At 65.1% G+C, this 24,901-nt stretch carries 20 protein-coding genes; 14 read left to right on the forward strand and 6 right to left on the reverse strand.

From position 1 onward, the window contains the following. Nucleotides 1-9: 9 nt before the first annotated feature. The 4 genes from LK540_RS16120 to LK540_RS16135 all read right to left on the reverse strand — a co-directional run bounded on the left by LK540_RS16120 (nt 10) and on the right by LK540_RS16135 (nt 7,025). Entirely contained in the window at nt 10-558 is a 549-nt protein-coding gene (locus LK540_RS16120; RefSeq protein ID WP_229438322.1) for a hypothetical protein, read from the reverse strand. A 123-nt stretch (nt 559-681) separates the two neighbouring features. After that, a complete protein-coding gene (gene glp / locus LK540_RS16125) occupies nt 682-2,559 on the reverse strand; it encodes a gephyrin-like molybdotransferase Glp (RefSeq protein WP_229438323.1) in 1,878 nt (625 codons plus the stop codon). 19 nt (nt 2,560-2,578) lie between these two features. Beyond that, on the reverse strand, nt 2,579-3,688 hold the full coding sequence (moaA, locus tag LK540_RS16130) for a GTP 3',8-cyclase MoaA (RefSeq protein WP_229438324.1): 1,110 nt from the start codon (nt 3,686-3,688) through the stop codon (nt 2,579-2,581). Nucleotides 3,689-3,833: 145 nt separating this feature from the next. Beyond that, nucleotides 3,834-7,025 (reverse strand): Rne/Rng family ribonuclease, encoded by a 3,192-nt coding sequence (locus LK540_RS16135; protein WP_229438325.1) that lies wholly within the window; start codon nt 7,023-7,025, stop codon nt 3,834-3,836. A gap of 675 nt (nt 7,026-7,700) precedes the next feature. Here LK540_RS16135 and LK540_RS16140 point away from each other — a divergent pair. Genes LK540_RS16140 through LK540_RS16155 form a run of 4 tightly spaced genes read left to right on the forward strand, consistent with a single transcriptional unit; the run spans nt 7,701 to nt 10,772 of the window. Then, nucleotides 7,701-8,681 carry an RluA family pseudouridine synthase gene (locus tag LK540_RS16140; RefSeq protein WP_229438326.1) on the forward strand — a complete coding sequence of 327 codons (981 nt, stop codon included), beginning with the start codon at nt 7,701-7,703 and terminating at the stop codon, nt 8,679-8,681. A gap of 38 nt (nt 8,682-8,719) precedes the next feature. Further along, nucleotides 8,720-9,379: an HAD-IIIA family hydrolase gene (locus LK540_RS16145; RefSeq protein ID WP_229438327.1), complete on the forward strand. Its 660-nt coding sequence runs from the start codon at nt 8,720-8,722 to the stop codon at nt 9,377-9,379. After that, nucleotides 9,376-9,738: a Rieske 2Fe-2S domain-containing protein gene (locus LK540_RS16150; protein WP_229438328.1), complete on the forward strand. Its 363-nt coding sequence runs from the start codon at nt 9,376-9,378 to the stop codon at nt 9,736-9,738. The genes LK540_RS16145 and LK540_RS16150 overlap by 4 nt, the downstream gene beginning before the upstream one ends. 41 nt (nt 9,739-9,779) lie before the next feature. Then, nucleotides 9,780-10,772, forward strand: coding sequence for a S49 family peptidase (locus tag LK540_RS16155; protein WP_229438329.1), 993 nt, complete (start codon nt 9,780-9,782; stop codon nt 10,770-10,772). 285 nt (nt 10,773-11,057) lie between these two features. Here LK540_RS16155 and LK540_RS16160 read toward each other — a convergent pair whose 3' ends face one another. After that, nucleotides 11,058-11,300, reverse strand: a complete 243-nt coding sequence (locus LK540_RS16160; protein ID WP_229438330.1) for a hypothetical protein — start codon at nt 11,298-11,300, stop codon at nt 11,058-11,060. A 272-nt stretch (nt 11,301-11,572) separates the two neighbouring features. Here LK540_RS16160 and LK540_RS16165 point away from each other — a divergent pair, with 272 nt between their 5' ends. The 3 genes from LK540_RS16165 (at nt 11,573) to LK540_RS16175 (ending at nt 14,562) form a co-directional block, all read left to right on the forward strand. Beyond that, the gene (locus LK540_RS16165; protein ID WP_229438331.1) at nt 11,573-12,295 is read left to right on the forward strand and encodes a pseudouridine synthase; all 723 of its coding nucleotides are present in this window, start codon (nt 11,573-11,575) and stop codon (nt 12,293-12,295) included. 146 nt (nt 12,296-12,441) lie between these two features. After that, nucleotides 12,442-13,482: a phospholipase A gene (locus tag LK540_RS16170; RefSeq protein WP_229438332.1), complete on the forward strand. Its 1,041-nt coding sequence runs from the start codon at nt 12,442-12,444 to the stop codon at nt 13,480-13,482. Between the two features lie 60 nt (nt 13,483-13,542). Next, nucleotides 13,543-14,562, forward strand: a complete 1,020-nt coding sequence (locus tag LK540_RS16175; RefSeq protein ID WP_229438333.1) for a fumarylacetoacetate hydrolase family protein — start codon at nt 13,543-13,545, stop codon at nt 14,560-14,562. 7 nt (nt 14,563-14,569) lie between these two features. Here the strand turns inward: LK540_RS16175 and LK540_RS16180 are convergent, their stop codons facing one another. Next, the gene (locus LK540_RS16180) at nt 14,570-15,724 is read right to left on the reverse strand and encodes a hypothetical protein (protein ID WP_229438334.1); all 1,155 of its coding nucleotides are present in this window, start codon (nt 15,722-15,724) and stop codon (nt 14,570-14,572) included. 391 nt (nt 15,725-16,115) lie between these two features. Here LK540_RS16180 and LK540_RS16185 point away from each other — a divergent pair, with 391 nt between their 5' ends. The 7 genes from LK540_RS16185 (at nt 16,116) to LK540_RS16215 (ending at nt 24,900) form a co-directional block, all read left to right on the forward strand. Next, on the forward strand, nt 16,116-17,231 hold the full coding sequence (locus tag LK540_RS16185; protein WP_229438335.1) for a glycosyltransferase: 1,116 nt from the start codon (nt 16,116-16,118) through the stop codon (nt 17,229-17,231). A 210-nt stretch (nt 17,232-17,441) separates the two neighbouring features. Continuing rightward, nucleotides 17,442-18,605: a flagellar biosynthesis protein FlhB gene (flhB, locus tag LK540_RS16190; protein WP_229438336.1), complete on the forward strand. Its 1,164-nt coding sequence runs from the start codon at nt 17,442-17,444 to the stop codon at nt 18,603-18,605. A gap of 11 nt (nt 18,606-18,616) precedes the next feature. Continuing rightward, nucleotides 18,617-20,725 carry a flagellar biosynthesis protein FlhA gene (gene flhA / locus LK540_RS16195; RefSeq protein ID WP_229438337.1) on the forward strand — a complete coding sequence of 703 codons (2,109 nt, stop codon included), beginning with the start codon at nt 18,617-18,619 and terminating at the stop codon, nt 20,723-20,725. 450 nt (nt 20,726-21,175) lie between these two features. Continuing rightward, on the forward strand, nt 21,176-22,615 hold the full coding sequence (gene flhF, locus LK540_RS16200; protein WP_229438338.1) for a flagellar biosynthesis protein FlhF: 1,440 nt from the start codon (nt 21,176-21,178) through the stop codon (nt 22,613-22,615). After that, the gene (locus LK540_RS16205; RefSeq protein ID WP_229438339.1) at nt 22,608-23,432 is read left to right on the forward strand and encodes an antiactivator of flagellar biosynthesis FleN protein; all 825 of its coding nucleotides are present in this window, start codon (nt 22,608-22,610) and stop codon (nt 23,430-23,432) included. Before flhF ends, LK540_RS16205 begins: the two co-directional genes overlap by 8 nt. 14 nt (nt 23,433-23,446) lie before the next feature. Then, a complete protein-coding gene (locus LK540_RS16210; protein ID WP_229438340.1) occupies nt 23,447-24,175 on the forward strand; it encodes an RNA polymerase sigma factor FliA in 729 nt (242 codons plus the stop codon). Continuing rightward, entirely contained in the window at nt 24,157-24,900 is a 744-nt protein-coding gene (locus LK540_RS16215; RefSeq protein WP_229438341.1) for a flagellar motor protein, read from the forward strand. Before LK540_RS16210 ends, LK540_RS16215 begins: the two co-directional genes overlap by 19 nt. Nucleotide 24,901: the final 1 nt, after the last annotated feature.

Here is a 24,901-nt window from a genome sequence, read left to right on the forward strand (position 1 = left end):
GCGGCCGGCTTAGCGGACCACGCGGATTCCGGGCACATAAGGCGACGACGCGTGCCGCTCGCCATTCTTGACCGTGCCGGCCAGCGTCTTGACGCAGGAGTATTCGGGCATCATCGTCGGAACGATCCTGTTGTCCTGGTCCGTCACCGTCATCTGGCAAGTGCGGTTATCGCCTTCGGTCTGCAACAGGGCGGAATAACGCTTGCCATTTTCCGGGGTAAAGGTTGCGGTGACAGAACAGCCCCAGTTGCCTTTGAATCCCTGCGCATTGACGGTCGTCAGCGCGAAGGTGAGCGGTTTGCCTGGAGTCAGAGGAATGGTGGACAGTGCTTCCTGGCTGCTCATGGAGATGTTCGAGGCTTTCATCTCTGCCGATTCACAGTGCTCATTGCCAAACGTGTACAGGTTAGCGCCGCGCATGACCATCGTGCCGGTGGCGTCGTTGTTGACGTGCGCCGTCAGCGAATTCGGCAAGTCATTCTGGACCGTGGGGCCATGGGCGCAGCCCGCCAATGCGGCGGCAATAAGCAAAGGGAAAACAACGTTTTTCAGCATCATGATTTGTCGAGTAAATAAATGGTAATTACCAGAAGTAAATTTTATCCATTTTTTAATGCCCGAGCGAAATTTATTGCTGTTGTGGCGTTTTCGTCATGCCTCCTGGCCGCGCGATCGCGTCGCCTAGATCAATCCCTCGAATGGCAGGATATCGACCATGTCGCCGGCCGCGACATTCCCCTGCCCGTCATGCAGCACCACCATGCAGTTGGCCTCGGACATCGAGCGCAGGATGCCCGAACCCTGCGCGCCGGTGATGCGCACCTGCGGCATGCCCTCTTCGCCATGCGACAGGATGCCGCGCTGGTATTCGGTGCGGCCCGGCTTCTTGCGGATCGCGCCTTCGGACCGCGCGCGCAGCAGCGGCAGCGGGGCGTCGGCGCCCATCATGCGCAGCAGGGCTTCGCGGGCGAAGAAGTAGAACGACACCATCACCGCCACCGGATTGCCGGGCAGGCCGAACAGGAAGGCGTTGCGCCCGTTCGAGGCGATCCGGCCAAAGGCCAGCGGGCGGCCCGGACGCATGCCGATCTTCCAGAAGGTGACGTCGCCCAGGCGCGCCATGATCTGGCGCGTGTAGTCGGCCGCGCCCACCGACACGCCGCCCGAGGTGATGATGGCGTCGGCGTTCTCGCAGGCGGTACGCAGGGCCGCTTCCAGTGCTGCCGGGTCGTCGCGCACGATGCCCATGTCGACGATCTCGCAGCCCAGGCGCTGCAGCATGCCGTAGATGGTGTAGCGGTTGCTGTCGTAGACGCTGCCGCTGTCCAGGGCCTGGCCGATCGAGCGCAGTTCGTCGCCGGTCGAAAAAAAGGCGACGCGCAGGCGCCGCACCACGGGCAGTTCGGCGATGCCGAGCGAAGCCACCAGCCCCAAATCTGCCGGGCGGATGATCTTCCCCGCGCGTAAGGCAGGGCTGCCGGCCTTCAGGTCTTCGCCGGCAAAGCGACGGTTGTCGCCGGCGCGGATGGTGCCGGCGGCCAGCACGATTTCGCCCGGGCTTTCCTGGGCCACGAATTCCTGCGGCACCACGCTGTCGCAGCCTGCCAGCATGACGCCGCCGGTCATGATGCGCACGCATTCGCCCGGCCCCGGCGCCACATCGGAGGGACGGCCGGCATACACGGTGCCGACCACTTTCAGGCGCGTGTCGCCGTCCGGCACCAGGTCGCCCCCGCGCAGCGCATAGCCATCCATCGCCGAGTTGTCGTGCGCGGGCACGTCGATCGGCGAGACGATGTCGCGCGCCAGCACCCGGCCGAGTGCGGCGCGCAAGGCGACCTGCTCGACGGCGCCGACCGGCTGCACGAATTCGCGGATGATGCGCTGGGCGTCGCGCACCGGCAGCGCCTCGGGATCGTAGGCGGACAGGCAGCTCGTGACGTCGGCCAGGCGCGGCGGGCGGGTAGGATCCAGGCTGTGCAGCTCGTCGAGCGTGTTGATGTTGCGGAAGGCGTCGGCATCCTCGAACAGCACCTCGACCGCCTTGACGTCCTTGTGCCAGCCGTCCATGCGCCGGCCACCCTCGGCCAGGTAGGACGACAGCACCGGCAGCAGCGATGTCTTGACCAGGCAGAACACCGGATGCGCCTGCACCCGCATGCCCGGCTCCGCGGTCGCGGCAAAGGCGAGGTCGGCATCCTGGTCTTCCAGCGCGGCCAGCAGGCGTTCGGCCAGGTCGGACGGCAGGAAGGGCGAATCGCAGGGGGCAGTCAGCAGATACGGTGTCGTGCAGCGCCGCAGTCCGGTTTCCAGCCCGGCCAGGGGACCGGCAAAGCCGGTTAAATCGTCCTGCCACACCGGCACGCCGAAGGCGGCATAGGTGTCGAGGTTCTGGTTGGCGTTGATGGCGACATTTGCCACCTGCGGCGCCAGGCGCGCCAGCACGTGCGCCGCCATGGTGCTGCCACGGAAGGGCTGCAGGCCCTTGTCGACGTGGCCCATGCGCGAGCCGCGTCCGCCCGCGAGGATCAAGCCGCTGATCGATGCTTTCTTGTTCATGTGATGTTCAAGGCGGACCCTAGCCGCCGATGTAGGACATTTCGACGCGCCGCGCGCCGCGCTGCAGGCCATCGGTATTGATGGTGCGCGTTTCCGAATAGCGGTCGTCGCGGCCGCGCCAGAGGCGGGCGACGGCGCCGGAAATCGCCAGGTCGTCGTGCCCGGCGCGCAGCAGGGCGCGCAGGTCGTGGCCGCGGGTGGCGAACAGGCAGGTGTAGAGCTTGCCCTCGGTCGACAAACGCATGCGGCTGCAATCCTTGCAGAAGGCGCCGGTCACCGAGGAGATGACGCCGATTTCGCCGCCGCCATCGAGGTAGCGCCAGCGCGCCGCGGTTTCGCCGGTGTAGTTGGCGCTCAGAGGCGCCAACGGCAGCTCGGCGCCGATGCGCCGCACCACTTCGCTCGAGGGCACCACTTCGTCCATGTTCCAGCCGTTCGAAGCGCCGACGTCCATGTATTCGATGAAACGCAGGATCACGGGCGAGCCTTTGAAGTGGCGCGCCATCGGCACGATCTGGTCGTCGTTGCTGCCGCGCTTGACGACCATGTTGACCTTGATCGGCCCCAGGCCCACGGCATGCGCGGCCTCGATCCCGGCCAGCACGTCGGCCACGGCAAAATCGACGTCGTTCATGCGCTTGAAGACGGCGTCGTCGAGGGCGTCGAGCGAGACCGTCACGCGGTCCAGGCCGGCATCCTTCAGGGCCTGCGCCTTGCGCGCCAGGATCGAGCCGTTGGTGGTGAGGGTCAGGTCGAGCGGACGGCCGGAGACAGTGGGCAGGGCGCGCAGCATCGCCACCAGGTGTTCCAGGTTCTTGCGCAGCAGCGGTTCGCCGCCGGTGAGGCGGATCTTTTCCACGCCGTGGGCGATGAAGATGCGCGCCACGCGCGTGATCTCCTCGAACGACAGCAGATCGCCGTGCGGCAGGTAAGGGTAGTCCTTGCCGAAGACTTCCTTCGGCATGCAATACACGCAACGGAAATTGCAGCGGTCGGTAACGGAGATGCGCAGGTCGTGCAGCGGACGCGCAAGGGCATCGGCCAGCTGGCCGGTGGGGTGTTCGGGAGTTGCGGGAACGGCGAGCGCGGGCGAGCGCAGGTCGTTCAGCATGATGATTTTTTCAGCCATGCGATACGATAGCATGCGAGGGGGAAGCGCACAGGCGAGGGGCCGGAATCGGGCACGGCCGCAGGCCAATGCCGGACATTCGGCCCGGGTATGAAAAAAGGGGAACCCGCGGGTTCCCCTTTCAATTACAGCAACGCTGCCGGGATTACTGGCGCGTATCGACCTGGATCAGCGGCTCGTCGACCGGCGCCACGACCGGCTTGCGGGCACGGCCAAGGCGGACCGGAGCGGCGGCTGCCGCGGCGGCTTCCTGGGCTGCACGCAGCTTTTCAGGATCGGTCGCGGCCAGGGTCAGGCCGGCGCTGCCGAGCATCTCGTCGAGATTGCCCGACGCGGCTGCCGGTGCCGGAGCAGGCGCTGCTACTGGAGCAGGCGCAGGCGCAGGCGCAGGAACAGGCGCAGGTGCAACGGCGGCCTGGACCGGTGCCGGCTCGGCTTTCACCGGCGCGGCGGCTGGTGCCGGCTCAGCTGCGGCCGGGGCCGCAGCAGGTTCGGCAGCCGGTGCGGCAGCTGGTTCGGCCACAGGTGCAGCCAAAGGTTTGGCCACAGGTGCAGACACTACGGGCACATCGGCAATCGCAACAGGCTCGGTCGCCGGTGCAACTGGCTCGACAGCCGGCGTCGCCTGACGCGGGGTCATCGATGCCGCAGTCGGGAAGAACCACGCGTCGGCAGTCGGCGCCTGCACCGCAGGTGCGGCGGCTTGCGCCGGCGCAGCGGCTGGAGCAGGGGCGGCCGGCGCGGCTTTCGCTACAGCCTTGGCCTGGGCGGCGGCTACCGAAGCAGCGGTCGGGAAGGGCCATGGCGCCTGTTTGTCCTGCTTCGGTGCGCGCGGCTTGCGGCCTGGCTTCTCGGCGCCGGCGGCAGCCTGGACCTTGGCGGCTTCTTCGTCGGCTACCGGCATGAAGACCGGGGCGCCGTCGTGTTCGCCGTGTTCGCCCGCTTCCATGCCCTCGGCCTGGTCGCGGTCGCGGCGGTTGCGGTTGCGGCCACCGCGGCGGCGGCGGCGGCGCGGCTCGTCGCCGCCTTCGGCATCGAGTTCCTCGCCGTTGGGACCGGTCGAGACGACGGCTTTCACCGCGTGATCGAGCTGGTCGCCATGCGGCGTGGTGGTCGACAGTTCGCTTACCGGCGTCGGGATTGCCTCGACCGCGTTCAGCTCCTCGACCTTGGTTTCCACAGGCTGACTGCGTTCGCCACGCTCGCGCGGCTGGCGCGGTGCGCGTTCCGGACGCTCGGCACGCTCGCCGCGTTCCTGGCGTTCGCCACGGTCCGCACGCGGTGCGGCGGTGGTCGCTGCTGCTGCGCCCTGGGCGGTATCGAGCTGCTCGCGCGGCTCACGCGGTGCGCGCGGCTCGCGTCCTTCGCGCGGTGGACGTGGTGGACGCGGGGCTTTTTCCTCGCGCTCGGCCTTGGCGGTCTCGTCGACGCCCGGCTTGGCGCTCAGGTCGCGTTCTTCACGCTCGCGGCCAGGCTTGCCGTTGCGGCCATTGCGGGCGCGCGGGCCACGGCTATTCCGGTCGCCGCCACGTTCGGCCGGGGCAGGGGCGGCCGGCTTGACCGCTTCCACCGGGGCTGGCGGCGGGGCGACGGGTTCCGGGGCGCCGAAGAAGAAGCTCTTCAGCTTGGCCATGAAGCCGACCGGCGCCGGGGCGACCGGGGCAGCCACGACCGGCGGCTCGACCGGCTTGGCAGGTTTCACAGGCTCGCTGCGGTCGACCACCGGGGCTGGCTGGGCCGGGGTGATGCTCTTGACCACGGCTTCCTGGCGCGGCTTGGCTTCTTCCTTCTGGCGCTTGCTGTAGGCCATGTCGGTTTCGGCGGTTTCGGCCAGGGTATAGCTCGACGGCGCTTCTTCCAGGCGCGGATCGTCGTGCTTGATGCGCTCGAGCTTGTAGTGCGGGGTGTCGAGGTGCTTGTTCGGCACCAGGATCACGGTGATGCGGTGGCGGTTCTCGATCTTCAGGACTTCGCCGCGCTTTTCGTTCAGCAGGAACGCGGCGACGTCGACCGGCACCTGCACGTGGATGGTGGCCGAGTTTTCCTTCATGGCCTCTTCCTGGATGATGCGCAGGACTTGCAGGGCCGAGGATTCGGTATCGCGGATGTGGCCGGTGCCCGAGCAGCGCGGGCAGGTGACGTGCGAGCCTTCCGACAGCGAAGGACGCAGGCGCTGGCGCGACAGTTCCATCAGGCCGAACCGGGAAATCTTGCCCATTTGTACGCGGGCGCGGTCGTGGTGCAGCGCGTCCTTCAGGCGCTGCTCGACTTCGCGCTGGTTCTTCGCCACTTCCATGTCGATGAAGTCGATGACGATCAGGCCGCCCAGGTCGCGCAGGCGCAGCTGGCGCGCCACTTCGTCGGCCGCTTCGCAGTTGGTGTTGAAGGCGGTGGTCTCGATGTCCGAGCCGCGCGTGGCGCGTGCCGAGTTGACGTCGATGGAGACCAGGGCTTCGGTGTGGTCGATGACGATCGCGCCGCCCGATGGCAGCGGCACGGTGCGCGCGTAGGCGGTCTCGATCTGGTGTTCGATCTGGAAACGCGAGAACAGCGGCACGTCGTCGCTGTAGTGCTTCACGCGGTGCGCCATGTCGGGCATCACGTGGCTCATGAACTGCTGGGCCTGGTCGTAGATGTCGTCGGTGTCGATCAGGACTTCGCCGATGTCAGGCTGGAAGTAATCGCGGATGGCGCGGATGACGAGCGACGACTCCTGGTAGATCAGGAAAGGACCGGCGGCCGACTTGCCGGCGCCTTCGATGGCGCGCCACAGCTGCATCAGGTAGTTCAGGTCCCACTGCAGTTCTTCGACGTTGCGGCCGATGCCGGCGGTGCGGGCAATCACCGACATGCCGGTCGGCAGGTCGAGCTTGTCCATGGTTTCGCGCAGTTCCTGGCGCTCTTCGCCTTCGACACGGCGCGATACGCCGCCGCCGCGCGGGTTGTTCGGCATCAGGACCAGGTAGCGGCCGGCCAGCGAAATGAAGGAGGTAAGGGCGGCGCCTTTGTTGCCGCGTTCCTCTTTCTCGACCTGCACCATGATTTCCTGGCCTTCGCGCAGGGCTTCCTTGATGCTGCAGTTACGCACATCGACGCCGTCGCGGAAATAGGAGCGGGCAACTTCTTTGAAGGGGAGGAAACCGTGGCGGTCTTCGCCGTAGCTGACGAAGCAGGCTTCGAGGGAGGGTTCGATGCGGGTGATGACACCCTTGTAGATATTCGACTTGCGCTGTTCGCGTCCGGCCGTTTCGATATCGATGTCGATCAGTTTCTGGCCATCGACGATCGCTACGCGCAGCTCCTCTTGCTGCGTAGCGTTAAACAACATACGTTTCATTTTTATAAACTCCGCGGCCCGTGGGCCGTGTCAAAGCCGCCTTGCCAGGGCGGCCAAAGTACAGGGACATACGCGGGAGGGGAGTGTTGGAGGGGGTGGTTGCCCGGGCATGGGGGCCGGCAACGCAAACGCGTCGCTGCCGCCACAGGGCGCAAATGGGGTCGATCGTCATGCCGAGGGCACGCCGCAACTGTAGCTGTACCCGGGCCGCTTCAGGAGCGGCGCAACAGAGTCAGCCAGGCGGTGCGCGCAACTACCAGCCAAACCGTGCCAGCTTACATACCAAGACTGCGATCTGCAGGCGATAAAATCAGCCTTGCTCTCCAGTCTTATGGATGAGGCCTACATCAGGTCGGGCGAACGACAAGCGTTATCGACACCATCAACCGGCGAGCCTGAAAAACACAGGCTTGCCGGTACTTATCCTTACAGTTCCAAACAATCCAATCCGGCACTCCTGCGCGTGATCCGATTACAACTGCGGTGCAACCCTGATCCACGCAGGAATGTGCGTACACGTTTTTTCCATCGAATTTGCTACCAGCGGGGCCGATGGAACGCGCCCCTGTGTAAAATATCGTTTTAATTCTTACACCTGCAGAGGTTTCACCGCCGCCTGTCGATTATATATTCAAAATGAAGGACTTAGAGAGAATTTCTGGGAAGACAGGGCAAATGAAGATGCAAAACGATGTTGTTCCCCCTTCATCACAGGCGTTAGCAGCAAGTTTCGTCACCATCACCGAAGAAGAAGCCGGCCAGCGTATCGACAATTACCTGCTACGCGTGTGCAAGGGCGTACCGAAAAGCCATATCTACCGCATCCTGCGCTCGGGCGAGGTGCGGGTCAACAAGGGGCGTATCGACCAGCTCTACCGTCTGGAAGCGGGCGACCTGGTGCGCATTCCACCGATCCGGATTGCCGAAAAGGCGAGCGCGGCCCCGGTGCCGGGCGCCGAATTCCGCATCGTGCACGAAGACAACCACCTGCTCGTGATCGACAAGCCGGCCGGCGTGGCCGTGCATGGCGGCTCGGGCGTGTCGTATGGCGTGATCGAGCAACTGCGCGCGGCGCGGCCGGACGCCAAGTTCCTGGAACTGGTGCACCGCCTCGACCGCGAAACCTCGGGGCTGCTGCTGCTGGCCAAGAAGCGTTCGGCACTGACCAATTTGCACGAGCAAATGCGCGACGGCCACACCGACAAGCGCTACCTGGCCGCCGTCACCGGCGACTGGGTCAACAAGCGCCAGCACGTGAAGCTGCCCTTGCATAAATACAGCACGCCCGACGGCGAGCGCCGCGTGGTGGTGCAGGCCGGCGGCATGGAATCGCACACGGTGTTCAGCCTGCTGCGCAAGTGGCCGGAGTTCGCCCTGCTGGAAGCCGAGCTGAAGACCGGGCGCACGCACCAGATCCGCGTTCACCTGGCTTCGTCGGGCTTCCCCATTCTTGGTGACGAGAAATACGGCGATTTCGCACTCAACAAGCAATTGCAGAAAGCCACGGACAAGCGCGGCGCGCTGCGTAGGATGTTCCTGCACGCCTATAAAATCACCTTCACGCACCCAGATACCGGCGCGAAGATGACGCTGCAGGCACCCTTGCCCGCCGAGTGCGATCGTTTCTTGGTAAGCTTGGGTCAGCCGCTTAACTAATATTACGGAACACACAGGAGCCGGCCCAGCCGGGAGAAATGCCAAGAAAGCAATTTGATCTGATCGTGTTCGACTGGGACGGCACGCTGATGGACAGCACTGCCGCCATCGTTAAGTGCATCCAGGCGGCGGCGCGCGACGTCGGCCTGCCGGTGCCGAGCGACGAGGCGGCTTCGCACGTCATCGGCCTGGCCCTGCCCGAAGCCATGCAGGTGGCCGTGCCCGACATGGAGCCGGCGATGTACCCGCGCATGGTCGAGCGCTACCGCCACCATTTCCTGACGAAGGACCACGAACTGGTGCTGTTCAAGGGCGTTCGCGAGATGTTGACCGAACTTTCTCAGCAGGGGTACTTCCTGGCGGTGGCCACGGGCAAGAGCCGGGTCGGCCTGAACCGGGCCCTGAACGCGGCCGGGCTGCTGTCGATGTTCGACGCCACCCGCTGCGCCGACGAAACCTTTTCGAAGCCGCACCCGGCCATGCTGCAGGAACTCACGCGCGAATTGGGCCAGGACATGCGCCGCACCGTGATGATCGGCGACACCACCCACGATCTGCTGATGGCGAACAACGCGGGCGCCGCCGGCATCGCGGTCGAATACGGCGCGCACCCGGTCGACCAGCTGCTGGCCTGCCATCCGGTGTTTTCCGCGAAGACCGCGGTCGAGCTGCACGCCTGGCTGGCCGAGAACGCATGATTGAAGTGTTCATCTGCGATTCGCACGACCTGGTCGATGGCGGCCAGGGCGTGCGCTTCCCGGTGCGCGCCTTTGGCGACCCGGCAACCGGCTTCGTAGTACGCTTCGGCGGCCAGGTCTATGCTTACCTGAACCGCTGCGCCCACGTGCCTACCGAGCTCGACTGGGTAAAAGGCCAGTTCTTCGAGTCGAGCGGCGAATTCCTGATGTGCGCCACGCACGGCGCCGTCTACCGCCCCGAGACCGGCGTCTGCGCGGGCGGGCCTTGCCGTGGAGCGCGCCTGCGAGCAATTGCCGTGCGCGAAGCCGATGGCCAGGTACTGTGGCAACCCGACGAGCGCATCGGCGCGCCGGCATGATGGACTGGACAAGCGCACGCCCTTAACTTTATCGACTGCTTATGAGCGACAACATCAGGAACGATGGCGAAAGCCGGCTGGCCGCCAACCCGACCGCAAGCAACTGGGAACGCGAAACCCTGGAGACGCTCGTCTTCGCCACGATCAAGGAGCGGCGCGCGGCGCGGCGCTGGAGCATCTTCTTCCGGCTCGCCTTTTTGCTGGTGCTCATCATCGGCCTCTGGACTTACCTCGGCCTGAGCTTCGGCAGCGACGATGAAAACCTCGGCCGCCATACCGCGCTCATTGAAATTAACGGCGAGATCGAAGCAGAAGGCAGCGGTTCCGCCGATAATGTGATCCCTTCGCTGAACAAGGCCTTTGCCGACGCCGGCTCGGCGGCGGTAGTGATGCGCATCGACAGCCCCGGCGGCAGCCCGGTCCAGGCCGGCATCATCGTGGACGAGATCCTGCGCCTGAAAAAGGGTTATCCGGACAAGCCGCTATATGTGGTGGTCGACGAAATCTGCGCCTCGGGCGGGTATTACATTGCCGCCGCGGCTGACAAGATCTACGTCAACAAGGCCAGCATCGTCGGTTCGGTGGGTGTGCTGATGGACAGCTTCGGCTTTACCGGCACCATGGAAAAGCTGGGCGTCGAACGGCGCCTGATGACGGCCGGCGCCAACAAGGGTTTCCTCGATCCCTTCAGCCCACAGTCGGAGAAGCACCGCGAGCATGCCCAGGAAATGTTGAACGAAATCCACCAGCAATTCATCTCGGTGGTGCGCGCCGGCCGTGGCGCGCGCCTGAAGGAAACCCCGGAAACTTTCTCCGGCCTGTACTGGACCGGCGCCAAGGCGGTGGACATGGGCCTGGCCGACGGCTTCGGCACGGTCGACACCGTAGCGCGCGACATCGTGAAGGCCGAGGACATCGTCGACTACACGGCCCACGAAGGCTTGCCGGAGCGGGTGCTGAAGAAATTCGGCGCCTCGGTGGGCGAGGGCGCGGTGAAGACCATGTCGCACACGGTGTTGCCGCAGCTGAAGTAAGGTGGGAACCGGTTCGAATGGAACCGATCCCCCATTGAACTGATCTTACTCAATTGCTCCTTGAAAGTTCCGCAAAGTGTCCTATAGTGGACTTCGTGGTTCTTTCCAGGGAGGGCGACCAATAACAAGTGCCAACCTGTTCGCAATGTTTCATTCGTTGACGCTCGCACCGCATGCGTGCGGTATTTGAGAGAATTCCATTCCTCACACCACCTGCCCTCCGGGGGAAGTGAAAACGACGGTGCAAGCCGTCGTTTTCTTTTGTGGAGAATGGCGAGACAGGATTCAGGCGCGGGCGTCGTCGGATTCGACTGCGTGGAGCAGGGGAGCGCCGTCGTCATGCTGGACGAAGCCGCCGGCTTCGAGCCAGGACTGGAAATCGCGCTGGGCGCGGGCAAACCAGGCAGCGCGCAGGAGCGCGTTGGTCTGGCCGTTCAGGTGCGGGACATTGCCGCCGCTGGTCCAGCGGGCAAACGCGAGGCGGGTCGGGAACATGACCGTATGCGAACGGGCCAGTGACAGCCTCATTGCTTTGATCGATGCCGGGGCGGCCGGGGGACCACTGTCCTGGGTAACTTTCACTGGTTGCATTATCGTAATCCTCTGAACTCCTGCTGGTTATTCCTACCGCTTCCCTCATCAATTCTGCTGGTTGCGTTAGGCCGATTCCTAATGAAGTTGAAGTCTATCAATGGTTGGTCCGCTCCGATTGATCTAGGTCAAACGAGCACGTCATCTCTGTCCAAATGGTAATTTTCTCAGCCTTTGCCACACAGAAGGCTTCTGGTACAGTCTCGCCCATGAGTAAATTATCCCTGGACCGTATCCTGCAATCGCAGGGTTTTGGTACCCGCAAGTATTGCCGCGCCCTGATCGAGGACGGCGACGTTGCCGTGAACGGCGTCATCGAAGACAACTACAAGGCCACGGTCGACACCGCCGGCCTGGTGCTGACCGTGTTCGACGAAGAATGGGTCTACCGCGAGCACGTCTATATCGCCTTGTACAAACCCGCGAACTTCGAATGTTCGCGCAAACCCAGCCACCACCCGGGCGTGCTGACCCTGCTGCCGGAACAGTTCGGCTGGCGCGAGGTGCAGCCGGTCGGCCGCCTCGACCACGACACCACCGGCTTGCTGCTGATGTCCGACGACGGCCCCTTCATCCACGCCCAGTCCTCGCCCAAGCGTCACGTGCCGAAGATCTACCAGGCCACCACGGCCGAGCCGGTCACCCCCGAGCTGGTCGAGCAATTGCTGACCGGCGTGCAACTGCACGACGAGCCGGCGCCGCTGAAGGCCGTGTCCTGCGTGCAGCGCGGCGACCACCAGCTGGAAATCGTGCTAGAGCAGGGCAAGTACCACCAGGTCAAGCGCATGCTGGCCGCCGCCGGCAACCACTGCGGCGCGCTGCACCGCTCGGCAATCGGCGGATTGACGCTGGAGGCCCTGGGGCTGAAGGAAGGGGAGTGGTGCTTCCTAGAGCAGGCGCAGCTGGATTTGCTGGTGCCCGCGGCTGCCTGAAACGCTTGTCGCATCTAAACGTGCGACAACGAATCTGATCTTCTTGCAAACTTGTATTGACTCGCGTCAGATCGTGGTCGGCGCGAGCGTGCGCTGACGGACGCGACGACGCCTTTTTGCAACCGTTGATCTCGTTTCAGCTCCAGATGCCGCTTCCATACCGCCCCTTCCTGCTCACGCTGCCCCTGCTTTGCGCCGCCGGCGCCCACGCGCAAGACACACCGAAAGTCCTGGCCGACTGCGCCAACATTCAGGACAACACCGCGCGCCTGGCCTGTTTCGATACCCTGGCCTCGACGCCGGCCCCGCGCACCGAGGCGGCGGTGGTGGTGAATCCGGTCGACGGCACCCCGGCCGCGACCGTGCCGGTGGTAACGGCCCAGCCTTCCGCCGAAAGCAGCGCCAAGTTCAGCCAGCTCGACCATTGGGAGCTCGACGGCCCCTACCGCCGCGGCGTCTTCAAGTTCCGTCCACACTACGCGAGCTACCTGATCGCCACCCGCAGCTACCGCCCGAACGAGGCGCCGTACGCGCCTTACCGCGAACTGAACGACGATGCCGATCTGTCGAAGGCCGAACTGGCCTTCCAGCTGAGCTTCAAGATGAAGATGATCGAGGGCGCCTTCGGCAAGCCGGTCGACCTCTGGTTCGGCTATACCCAGAACAGCTTCTGGCAGGCAGCGAACAGCAAGGCGTCCAGCCCCTTCCGCGAAACCAATTACCAGCCCGAGATCATGGCGATCGCGCCGCTGGCCGTGAACCTGGGCGGCGTCGATTTGCGCTTCGCCGGTCTCGGCTTCGTGCACCAGTCGAACGGGCAATCGGGCTCGCTGTCGCGCAGCTGGAACCGCTTCTATGCCCAGCTGGGTGTGGAAAAGGACGGCTTTTCGGCCACCGCGCGCGTCTGGAAACGCCTGAACGAAAGCGACGACGACAATCCGGACATCGTCGACTACATGGGCCGAGGCGACCTGGCGCTGGCCTACCGCCGCGAAGGCCACATCTATTCGTCGACGCTGCGCTATAACTTCCACACCGACAAGGGTGCGATCCAGGCCGGCTGGGCCTTCCCGCTGGCGGGCAACCTGAAGGGCTATGCCCAGGCCTTTGCCGGCTATGGCCAGAGCCTGATCGACTACAACTACTTCCAGCGCTCGATCGGCTTCGGGGTGCTCGGCACCTTCTGACGGCGGCCAGGGAAGCGGGCGCTGCACTACAATGGCGCACTCCCGTTTTCCTGAGTTCCAATGAAACTTGCGACCCTCCACGACGGCAGCCGCGACGGCCAGCTGGCCGTCGTCGCGCGCGACCTGAAGACCGCGCACATGGCCGACGCCATCGCGCCGACGCTCCAAGCCGCGCTCGACGACTGGGCCTTCATCGCGCCCCAGCTCGACAGCCTGTACGCCCAGCTGAACCGCGGCGAAGCGCGCCGCGCCTTCGAATTTGAGCCGCAGCGCTGCATGGCGCCGCTGCCGCGCGCCTGCCAGTGGGCCGAAGGAACGGCCTGGCTGCACCTCCTGGAACTGCTGCGGCGCGCACAGCATGGCGCGCAGCCGGCGCAGGGATTGGCCCCATTACCGGATGCGCTGCGCGAGGAGCCGCTGCTGGCCCAGGGCGCGGGCGACGCCTTCCTCGGCGCCCACGACGACATCCTGCTGGCGCACGAGGAATGGGGCATCGATTTCGGCGCCGGCATCGCCGCCATCGTCGACGACGTGCCGATGGGCGCCACGCCCGACGAGGCGCACGGCAGGATCCGCCTGCTGATGCTGGCCAACAGCGTGTCGCTGCGCCAGCTGATGCCGGCCGAGCTCAGCAGGGGGGCCGGTTTCCTGCAATCGAAGCCGGCCACGGCCTTTTCGCCGGTGGCGCTCACGCCGGATGAACTGGGCGACGCCTGGCGCGGCGGCAAGGTCCACCTGCCGCTGCGCGCCACCTGGAACGGCCACGTGGCGGGCCAGCTGCATGCCGGCGCCGACATGGATTTCAATTTCCCGCAACTGATCGCGCACCTGTGCAAGAGCCGCCGGGCAGGTGCCGGCAGCATCGTCGGCGCCGGCACGGTGTCGAACCGGGACACTACCAAAGGCAAGGCGCCGCCGGGCCATGCCTGCATCGCCGAGCGGCGCGCGCTGGAAACCATCGCCGACGGCGCCGCGAGCACGCCCTACATGCGCTTCGGCGACACCATCCGCATCGAGATGCTGGACGAAGCGGGCAAGCCGGTCTTCGGCGCCATCGAGCAGACCGTGCGCAAGGGGTGACGGGGGCTCAGGGGCCGTTCCAGAAGGCGCCGCCCACCGCGTCGCCCTTCAGGTCGACCTCGACCGGCTTGCCGATGCGGCGCAGGGTGTTCGCCATGCGCAGGCTGCCGTCCGGCGCGTGCACCCGGTACCAGAGCAGGGCGACGCCGGACAGGCGCAGCGTCTGCCCGGTAAACAGGCTGTCGCGCACGATGCTCATGCCTTCCAGGCGCAGGTCGAAGTCGAGCACGGCGGCGCCGGCGGTGCGGTTGGCGTAGCCGAGGTAGCGCGCCGCGTTATAGAGCGGACTGCGCTCGCCGGTTTCGCCGGCCTTCAGCGAGTCGATGAAGGCATCGACCGCCTTCAGCGCGGTTCCGGCCGCGGCGGCCACCGCGCCCAGTTCCTTCTTTTCCTCGCCCTTGGCCGCGTCCGCCAGCCTTTGCAGCTGGGCGATGCGGTTGGCGTAGTCGGCGCGGTGCACGGCCAGTGCGCGCAGCCGGCCCAGCAGGCGTTCGTGCTGGACGGTGTCGAGTTCGCCGAGGTAGCCGTTACCGAGTCCGGCCAGCTGCTGCGGACAGGACGCGGCCAGGGCGCTGGCGAACAGGTCGCGCGCGCCGTCGCCATACGCCATGCCGGCGGCGCCCGCATCGGTCTTGAACAGCGAGGCGGTATCGGCGCCGGCGCGCAGCAGGGCCGGCACCACGGTGAGGGCGGTCGACAGCGTGCCCAGCACGGCGCCGGGCGGCGTATGCGCATCGACATACGCTTGCAGCTCCTTGTTGCGGCGCGCCATGTCGTCGCCCATGCGCACCAGGCTGTCGTGCACGGTGCGCGCCGCTAGCACGCCCTGGCTGGCAAGCGGGTCGTATAGCACCACGCGTTCCCCAGGAGGCAGGGCGGTGCAGAGTTCCCGCGCCAGCTGCTGCGCCAGGTCGAAGGCGCGCACCAGGCCGGCGGCGCCGAACTGGCGCGTCTCGACGCTGCCGGCCAGGGCGCGCACGTTCGCCGCCGGCAACTGCGCGAGCAGGGCGGCGCGCTCGGCCTCGAGCCGGGCCTGGCGCGCCTCGGCCTCGCGCTGGGCCACGACCGCATCGCCGGCCACCTGGGCGATGCGTAATTCCAGCGCATATTTTGCAGCGTCGAGCTCGTCTTTCGTTACCTGGGCCGCCGCGGGCAATGCCAAGTTACCCATAATCCATAATACGGAGTATGCAATTTGGATTCGCGGAAATTGAATCATCAGATAGGTCGATTTGAATGTGTTACGAGTTGTAAAAGAGAGCGTTTGAACGTGGCAGAAATACGTCAAAAAATGTAACAAAGTGTCCGGGAATATTAGGAAAATTGCGCGGAACTTTTTTTGCCAAAAATCAATTCACATCAAAAAGCGAATAAATTCCTATTTAAATCATCGACTTGGCATAAAGCTGTTGTAAGGACTCGACATGTCATGCTGCTACGCACGATTGCCGAGGTGAGGGTGCTTTCTTCAGAGAAATGAGATAGAATCGCTAAGTTATTCAAGTGTCATCGTGGATCGATTGGAAACTCATTTCATAGTCTCTGAAGTCGGCTTGACGGTATCGCTGGTCTTCTCGCTGGTGCTCGTTGCGACGACGCGCTGGCACGGCCGGTTTACGCTGGATGCAACGCGCGGCGTACAGAAGTTCCACAGCGCACCAACGCCGCGGATCGGCGGGCTGGCCATCATTTTCGGCCTGTTCGTCGCCTGCGCCCTGTCGTCGGATGCGCAGCAGGACCTGTTCGCGCCGCTGCTACTCGCCTCCTTGCCCGCCTTCCTGTTCGGCATCGCCGAAGATTTGACGCGCCGCGTCTCGATCGGCGCGCGCCTGCTCGCGACCATGGCCAGCGGCGTGCTGTGCTGGGCGCTGACCGACGTCCATATCCTGGAAACCGGCCTCGGTCCGCTCGACGCGGCCCTGGCCTGGCTGCCGCTGTCGGTCCTGTTTACCGCCTTTGCGGTGGGCGGCGTGGCGAATGCCGTGAACATCATCGACGGCTTCAATGGTTTGGCCAGTGGTACCGTGGTCATCGGCCTGGTGGCGCTCGGCTTCATCGCGGACGGTTGCGGCGACGCCGAACTGGCGCGCCTGTGCTTCCTGATCTGCGCCGTGACCGCCGGTTTCTTCCTGGTTAATTTCCCGTTTGGTAAATTGTTCCTCGGCGATGGCGGCGCCTACCTGCTCGGCTTCCTGCTGTCCTGGCTGTCGGTGATGCTGGTCTACCGCAACCCCGACGTTTCGCCCTGGGCGCCGCTGCTGGCCTGCGCCTATCCGGTGTTCGAAACCGTATTCACCATCGCGCGCCGCCTATGGTGCCGCCGCCATCCGGGCCAGCCGGACAGCTGCCACCTGCACAGCCTGGTCAAGATCGCGATTACCGGCCGCTACTTCCGTGCCTTCAGCGCGCCGCTGCGCAATGCCTTCGTGTCGCCGTTCTGCTGGGCCATTGCCGCCGTACCGGCCTGGCTGGCGGTGCGCTTTGCCGGCAACACCCCGGCGCTGCTGCCGGCCACGCTGGCCAGCTTCGCGCTGTATCTCGGCTTCTACTGGTACGTGGCGCATGCCGCCCGTGCCCGCCGCCGCCGCGCCATGCGCAGCCAGGCGCGCGTGGCCGCTTCCATCGCGGCGCTGGCCGCCGCCGCCGAACCCGAGCCGGTCCAGACCTGACCGCATCACGTCCGCATTCCTCTTCACCAGCGTGAGGGGAGGCGGACGGCCCCCTGGCCTCGTCATCCGGGCCGGTTTCGCTTTCCCCTACTACACCCGGCAGGCGCCGAATTACCGGCCTTTCCCTGTCCTGTTTCGTCTATGGCTCTACGGCAATAGCGGCGATAATCTCATCCTGCACAAGATTGACGATCAACAGGGGAGCCGGGTATGTCGGAAGACAGCGACGCAGAGAAGACAGAAGACGCATCGCCCAGAAAACTACAGAAGGCACGCGAAGAAGGCGACATTCCGCGCTCGCGTGAACTGGCGACCTTTGCCGTCCTGATGACCGCCGGCGCCGGCCTGTGGATTACCGGCGGCAGCCTGATCGGCCGCCTGGAAGGCGCGCTCGCCTCCGGCCTGACGCTCGACCGCGAGCAGGTCTACAACCCCACTGTGCTGCTCGAGCGCATCGCCAACGATGTCGGCGGCGTGCTGCTGGCCTGCCTGCCGCTGGCCTTTGCCATCATGCTCGTCGCCCTGGCGGCGCCGATGCTGATCGGCGGCTTCAATTTCAGCTCGAAAGCCTTCATGCCGAACTTCATGAAGCTGAACCCGATTACGGGCATCGGCAACATGGTGTCGACGAATTCCCTGATCGAACTCCTGAAAGCCATCGCCAAGACCCTGGTGGTGGGCGCCGTGGCCTGGATCGTGATCCGCAGCGAGACCGATGCGGTGCTCGGCCTGGCGGTCGAGCCGCTCGGCACCTCGACCGGCCACCTGGGCGATTTGATCGCGCGCACTTTCCTGTACATCGTCGGCGCCCTGGGCGTGATCGCCCTGATCGACGGGCCTTACCAGATTTGGCATTACAACAATAAACACAAGATGACGCGCCAGGAAATGATTCAAGAATCGAAAGAATCCGACGGCAATCCTCAGATTAAAGGGAAGATTCGCCAGATGCAGCGGCAAATGGCGCGCAACCGCATGATGCAAAATGTTCCTACTGCAGATGTGGTCGTGACCAACCCGACCCATTACGCGGTGGCGCTGAAGTACACCGACGGCCAGGCCGGCGCGCCGCGCGTGGTGGCCAAGGGTGTCGACGAAGTGGCCGCCAAGATCCGCGAGCTGGCGCGCGAGAACAAGGTGGCCCTGCTGGAAGCGCCGGCCCTGGCCCGTGCCCTGTACAAGCACACCGAGATCGATGACGAGATTCCGGAAACGCTGTACTCGGCGGTGGCGGAAGTGCTGGCCTATGTGTTCCAGGTACGTAACTTCAAGGCTGGCGGCCATTACCCGGATCGCCCGACCAAGCTGGCCGTGCCGCCGGAGATGGACCCGCTGAACCCGGCATCGCAACAGAAACCCGAACCTAAACGATAAGGAAGCATTCGATGAATAGTTTGAGACTGCCAGCATGGATGACCGGCCTCGGTAGCAGGGGCAGCGCCCTGGCTGCGCCGATCCTGATCATCCTGCTGCTGGCAATGATGATCCTGCCGCTGCCGGCATTCGTCCTCGATCTGTTCTTCAGCTTCAACATCGCCCTGTCGGTGATCGTGCTGCTGACCGCGCTGTACACGGTCAAGCCGCTCGACTTCATGGCCTTCCCGGCGATCCTGCTGGTGTCGACCATGCTGCGCCTGTCGCTGAACGTCGCATCGACCCGTATCGTGTTGACCGAAGGCCACACCGGCGGCGCCGCGGCCGGCAAGGTCATCGAGGCCTTCGGCCACTTCCTGATCGGCGGTAACTACACCGTCGGTATCGTGGTGTTCGTCATCCTGACCATCATCAACTTCACCGTCGTCACCAAGGGTGCCGGCCGTATCGCCGAAGTCGGCGCGCGCTTCGCCCTGGACGCGATGCCTGGCAAACAGATGGCGATCGACGCCGATTTGAACGCAGGCATGATCGGCGAAGCCGAAGCGCGCAAGCGCCGCGCCGAAGTGGGCCAGGAAGCCGAGTTCTACGGCGCGATGGACGGTGCCTCGAAGTACGTCAAGGGTGACGCCGTGGCCGGTATCATGGTGACCCTGATCAACGTGATCGGCGGCCTGATCGTCGGCGTGGTGATGCACGACATGGCCGTCGGCGACGCCGCCAAGACCTACACCCTGCTGGCCATCGGTGACGGCCTGGTGGCGCAGATTCCATCGCTGATCATCTCGATCGCCGCCGGTATGGTGGTCTCGCGCGTGGCCAACGACCAGGACATCGGCGGCCAGATGGTCGGCCAGCTGTTCGCCAAGCCGGAAGTGCTGTACATCACCGGCGCCATCATCGGTGGCCTGGGCCTGATCCCGGGCATGCCGAACCTGGTGTTCCTGCTGCTGGCCGGCTCGCTGGTCGGCTCGGGCTACCTGATGGCCAAGCGCAACAAGGACGCCCCCCAGCGCGAAGCCGAAGCGGCAGCCGACGAAGCGGCAGCCGGCGCCAACAAGGCGGCCAGCGCCGAGACCGAAGAAGCGACCTGGCAGGACATCATGCCGGTCGACACCCTGGGCCTGGAAGTGGGCTACCGCCTGATTCCGCTGGTCGACAAGACGCAGGGCGGCGAGCTGCTCAAGCGCATCAAGGGCATCCGCAAGAAGTTCGCCCAGGAAGTCGGCTTCCTGGCGCCGCCGGTGCACATCCGCGACAATCTGGAACTGAAACCCTCGAGCTACCGCATCACCCTGAAGGGCGTGGAAGTGGGCACCGGCGAAGCGATCAACGGCCAGTTCCTGGCAATCAACCCGGGCATGGCCAGCGGCACGCTGCCGGGCCAGGCGACGACCGATCCGGCCTTTGGTTTGCCGGCGGTATGGATCGAGGCCAGCCTGCGCGACGAAGCCCAGAACCTGGGCTATACCGTGGTCGATGCCGGTACGGTCGTGGCGACCCACCTGAACCATCTGATCACGACGCACGCGTCGGAACTGCTGGGCCGCATGGAAGTCCAGGCCTTGCTGGATCACCTGGGCAAGGAATCGCCGAAGCTGGTCGAAGACCTGGTGCCGAAAGTCGTGTCGCTGTCGACGCTGCAGAAAGTGCTGCAGAATCTATTGATCGAGGGCGTGCACATCCGCGACATGCGTACCATCATCGAGACGCTGTCGGAGCACGCCGGCCAGACGCAGGACCCGAACGACTTGACCGCGCTGGTGCGGATTGCGCTGGGCCGGGCGATCGTGCAGCAGCTGTTCCCGGGCACGAACGAGTTGTCGGTGATGACCCTGGACAACCGCCTCGAGCGTCTGCTGATGCAGGCCCTGGGTGCGGGCGGCGACGGCACCGGTATCGAGCCGGGGCTGGCGGATACGATTGCCCAGCAGGCGTATAACGCCTCGCAGCAGCAGGAAGCCATGGGCCACACCCCGGTGCTGCTGGTGCCGGGCCCGCTGCGTGTGCTGCTGTCGCGCTTCCTGCGCCGCGCGCTGCCGAATTTGAAGGTCTTGTCGCATTCGGAGATTCCGGAGACCAAGACGATTCGGGTGACCAGTCTGGTGGGTGCGCAGTAATAGAGTCAAAGTGGCGCCGGAGCGAAACCGGCGCCATTTTTTTCGTGTGGTTGATCGTTGGGCGTTCGTGGTGTTTTTACGTCGCGGGGCCCGTCGGCGCAGCAGTATCGGTATGCATGATCCGCGTGGGCACAGAGTGCCCACCGTACGGGATACGTCCCCGAAGAAGCATGCATCACCCCGGAAAGAGTGCCGAAGCTGCTGGCTTCTACCGTAAGGTGGGCACTCCGTGCCCACGCGGTACGCACGCATCCATAGGCCCGCAGCCGCGCGTTTTCGCTCGAAAACTCGAGCCCGGCCACGCCCCACCAAACACCTCCCCCGAGAAATAACCCCCTTTTCCCCGCTTTCTCCCCAGATGCTTGCCTCACGGCATCGTCAATAATCTCATTCGTGGACAGGTGCTCATGCCTGTCGTTGAATATGTATGCAGTGTGTGCGGAGAAAAAGATGAATGTGAAGAAATTTACAGCGGCAACCTCTCGTGAAGCCTTGCGCAAGGTGCGCGATGCGCTCGGGCCGGATGCCGTCATCCTCTCGAACCGGCCCGTCGATGGCGTGGTCGAGATTCTCGCGCTGGACAACGACGACGTCGCGTCGCTGGCGTCGCCGGCGCCGGAATCGGAAATGGCCCAGCCGCAGCCGCGCCTGGCCCTGGATGCCTTCGAGCCGGAAGCCCCGGCTTTCGTGAACCGCCGCGGCGCCGCTCCGGCCGTGGCCCCGGAACACGTGTTCGCGCGCCGCGCCGCCAAGGCCGAGCCGGCAGGCTTCGCACCGGATTTCGCCCCCGAGCCGGCCTTTACCAGCCTGCGCGCCCAGGCCCCGGCGCCTGTCGCCGCCCCGGCCGAGCCGGCTTTCGACATGGCCGCCATGACCAAGATGATGCAGAGCGCCATCGCGCAGGCCAAGGAATCGGCTGCGCAAGAGATGACCGGCATGATGAGCGAACTGCGCGCCATGCGCGGCATGATGGAAAGCCAGCTGGCCGAGCTGTCCTGGGGCAGCACCCAGCAGCGCGAGCCGCAAAAGGCGGCCGTGCTGCGCGAGATGCTGGGCGCCGGCTTCTCGGCCACGCTGTCGCGCTACCTGATCGACAAGCTGCCTGCCAACAAGGATGCCGCCGAGTCGATGCGCTGGGTGAAAACCGTGCTGGCCCGCAATCTCACCACCATGGCCGACGAAGACGCGCTGCTGGACCAGGGCGGCGTGTTCGCCCTGGTCGGCCCGACCGGCGTCGGCAAGACCACCACCACCGCCAAGCTGGCCGCGCGCTGCGTGATGCGTCACGGCGCCGACAAGCTGGCCCTGATCACCACCGATGCCTACCGTATCGGCGGCCACGAGCAGCTGCGCATCTACGGCAAGATCCTGGGCGTGATGGTGCACTCGGTGAAGGACGAAGCCGACCTGCGCATCGCCCTGAAAGAACTGAAGAACAAGCACACTGTGCTGATCGACACCATCGGCATGTCGCAGCGCGACCAGATGGTGACCGAACAGGTGGCGATGCTGGCCGGCGCCGGCGCGGATGTGAAGCGCCTGCTGTGCCTGAACGCGACCTCGACCAACGAAACCCTGAACGAAGTCGTGCGCGCCTACCAGGGCAGCGGTCTGCACGGCTGCATCATGACCAAGCTCGACGAAGCTGCCTCGATCGGCAACGTGCTCGACGTGATGATCCGCAACAAGCTGAACCTGCACTACATCTCGAACGGCCAGCGCGTGCCGGAAGACCTGCACCTGGCCGACCGCGCCATGCTGGTCGACCGCGCCTTCCGCAGCCGCCGCGATGCCGGCAGCCAGTTCGACGACGCCGACCTGGGCGTGCTGATGGCCGGCACCGGTAACTTGAACGCCGACAGCAGCCTGCGCGGGGTGCACCTTGGCTAGTTTTGATTTCGACCAGGCCGAAGGCCTGCGCCGGATGCTGGCCGGCCCGAAACCGCGCGTCGTGACCTTCCTCTCGGCCACGGCCAGCGACGGCAAGGGCGCCATGCTGGTCAACCTGGGCGCTTCGCTGGCCCAGGCCGGCAACGACGTGCTGATCGTCGATGCTTGCCAGCGCGAACACGGTGTCGCACGCCAGCTGGAAATGGAACGCCACGTCAGCCTGCTGCAGGTGGCGCGCCAGGAATGTGCGCTGAACCAGGTGGTGCAGCATGCGCCGCAGGGTTTCCAGGTGGCGACCCTGGTGCGCGACGGCGTGGCGCCGCAAGCCGGCAGCGACGAGGCGCGCCGTTTGGCGAAAGCCTTCGATGTGCTGGTGAAAGGGCAGGGCGGCATCGTCATCGTCGACGGCGAGTTGCAGCGCGACGGCAGCTTTGCGGTGCCGGTGCTGGCCGAGTCGGAAATCGTGGTGCAGGTGTCCACCAGCGCCACCTCGATCACCAACGCGTACACGCTCATCAAGCGCCTGGCGCAGGAGTTCGGACGCCGTCCGTTCGGCATCCTGGTGACCGGGGCGAGCGAGGCGGAGGCCGAGATTGTTTACGATAATATGTCACAAGCAGCAAGCCGTTACCTGGCAGTAACGTTGACGTCGATGGGTTCGGTGCCGGCGGACGAATACCTGCATCGCGCGGCGCGGCTTGGACGGTCCGTGGTGGACGCGTTTCCGCTGGCCGGGGCTTCGGTGGCGTTCCGCCAGCTGGCCGGGCGCTTCGCCATGGCGCGCCAGGGCGGCGTCGGCTCCAGATTCGGCTCTTAAGAAAAAGCACAAGCATGTATACCGTCAAAGGGAAAGCGGACAAGAACCATTTGCTCGCCCAGCATCAACCGCTGGTCAAGCGCCTGGCGCACCAGATGAAGGCCAAGCTGCCGCCGTCGGTCGAGGTCGATGACCTGATCCAGGCCGGAATGATGGGCCTGCTCGATGCCATCAACCGCTACGAAGACAACCACGGGGCCCAGTTCGAGACCTATGCCGTGCTGCGCATCCGCGGCGCGATGGTCGACGAACTGCGCGCCAACGACTGGATGCCGCGCAGCACCCGCCAGAACATGAAGAAAGTGGAATCCGCCATGACCGCACTGCAGCAGCGCCTGGGCCGCGCGCCGACCGAACTCGAGGTCGCCAAGTCGCTCGACATCCCGCTCGAGGATTACCAGGAAATGCTGTTCGAAGGCGGCGGCCACCAACTGGTCTACTACGAGGACTTCCACGACGACGACGGCAACGACAGCTTCCTCGACCGCTACGCCGTGGACGAAGCCGACCCGCTGCGCGCGCTGCTCGACACCGACTTCCGCTCGGCCGTGATCGAGGCCATCGACGGCCTGCCGCCGCGCGAAAAAATCCTCATGGGCCTGTACTATGAGGAAGAGCTGAACCTGAAGGAAATCGGCGCCGTGCTCGGCGTGTCCGAGTCGCGCGTATCGCAGCTCCATACACAGGCGGTGGCGCGGCTGCGTGCGTCGCTGCGGGAGAGACTGTGGACTTCGCCAGCCTGATCGGCCTGGCGCTGGCGCTGGCCGGCCTGTTCGTCGGGCATACGCTCGACGGCGGCCGCTTTGCCTCGCTGATCCAGCCGGCGGCGTTTGCCATCGTCGTGGTCGGCACCTTCGGCGCGGTGCTGCTGCAATCCGAAGCGAAAACCTTCCGGCGCGGCATGCGTATGCTGCGCTGGGTCTTCTTCCCGCCGAAAAGCGGGCGCCAGCCGCTGGCGCAAGCGATTGCCCTCTGGAGCCTGTCGGCACGCCGTGACGGGCTTTTGTCGCTGGAACAGTACATGGGCACGAAAGACCTGTTCGTGCAGAAGGGCCTGCGCCTGGTGGTCGACGGCATCCACCCGGACAAGCTGCGCAATCTGCTGGAAACCGAGATCAACGCCTATGAATTCGGCGAGCGCCAGGCGGCGCGCATCTGGGAGTCCGCCGCCGGTTACGCGCCGACCATCGGCATCCTGGGCGCCGTGCTGGGGCTGATCCACGTGATGGAAAATCTGTCCGATCCCTCGCGCCTGGGTTCGGGCATCGCGGTGGCCTTCGTCTCGACCGTGTACGGTGTGGGGCTGGCCAACCTGTTCTTCCTGCCGGTGGGGAACAAGCTGAAGGCCATCGTCTCGGACCAGGTGGCGCAGTACGAAATCCTGCTGGAAGTCTTCCACGACCTCGCTACCGGCAACCACACGCGCGTGGTGGAAGAGCGCGTGGCCAGCCTGCTGGCGAAGCGCTGAG

The sequence above is a fragment of the Massilia sp. IC2-278 genome, assembly GCF_020708045.1.
GTDB lineage: Bacteria > Pseudomonadota > Gammaproteobacteria > Burkholderiales > Burkholderiaceae_D > Telluria.